1 protein-coding gene is annotated in these 1,172 nt (G+C 42.5%); it reads left to right on the plus strand.

All coding sequences use genetic code 11. From position 1 onward, the window contains the following. Window positions 1-40: 40 nt before the first annotated feature. Window positions 41-1,081 (plus strand): ISNCY family transposase, encoded by a 1,041-nt coding sequence (locus LX24_RS14775; protein WP_279233239.1) that lies wholly within the window; start codon window positions 41-43, stop codon window positions 1,079-1,081. The last annotated feature ends 91 nt before the right edge of the window (window positions 1,082-1,172 follow it).

The raw sequence follows: 1,172 nt of genomic DNA on the forward strand, positions 1-1,172 counted from the left end.
CAACCTTAACTATTTTACCTGTAATAAATTAACCAAACATATGTTGGGCTCTTATATTTTTAAAAAAACTGTCTTGACAATGGGGTCCACCTTAATCATCCGAGGCCGGAAACTACAAATGGATACCACCGTTATCGAAGCAAATATTCATCACCCTACTGATGCCAGTTTACTGGCGGACTGTCAAAAAACCATAACGCGTACGGTAAAAAAGATTAAGGAGCAAGGTTTTTCCCTGCGTACCAAGCTACAGGATAGAAAACGTAGCATTAAGAAAAATATTTTGCGAATAACCAAAGTACTAAACAAAAGAAGCGACCAGAAACACGAACAGGTGCGCGGTATTACAGAAACCATAGCCCGTAAGGTTGAAGATACTATTGTTGAGGGCCGGAAAGTATTGCAAAATGCCAAACAAAAATTATGGCGCTTAAAAAGAGAAGGTCAAACTGTTAAACAGCATTCCGAAAAGCTCATTGACAAACTTGCGGATCAACTGCAACTGGCCCAGACAATCATCGACCAAAGCAGAAAAGCTAGCGCTAAAGAGAAAATCAAAGACCGCATCGTGAGTGTATTCGATAAAGATGCCCGTCCGATCCGCCGTGGCAAGGCCAAGGCAAACACGGAATTCGGGCACAAAGTGCTAATTCAAGAGGTAGAGAACAAAATAATCAGTAATTATGATGTATACCAGGGCAACCCCAGTGACGACACCCTCCTTGAAAAGGCTGTTGACAGGCACGAGCAAACTTTGGGCAAAACGCCTAAAGAGGTAGCTACGGACCGTGGTTTCAGCAGTAAGGACAATGAACAGAAGTTAAAAGATAAAGGCGTCAAAAGAATTAGCCTGCCTTTCAAGGGTAAAAAAAGTGCTGCCAGGAAAATTCACGAAAAACAACCTTGGTTTAAACGACTTCAGCGCTGGCGAGCCGGCGGTGAGGCTACTATAAGTGTCCTTAAACGCAAGTACGGTCTGGGTCGAAGTCTGGTTAGAGGGACACCTGGCACAAAATGCTGGGTTGGTAATGCAATATTTGCATATAACCTGACCAGGTTAGCCAGGTTGAGCATGAAGTAGACCTAAAATATTAGTAGAGTAAAAATATCTGTATTTGGTTGAGGTTCATTTATAGTCGATTTTTTGAAATCCCCGTTTTTCAGGGGGAGCT

The sequence above is a fragment of the Desulfallas thermosapovorans DSM 6562 genome (genome assembly GCF_008124625.1).
Taxonomy (GTDB): Bacteria; Bacillota; Desulfotomaculia; order Desulfotomaculales; family Desulfallaceae; genus Sporotomaculum; species Sporotomaculum thermosapovorans.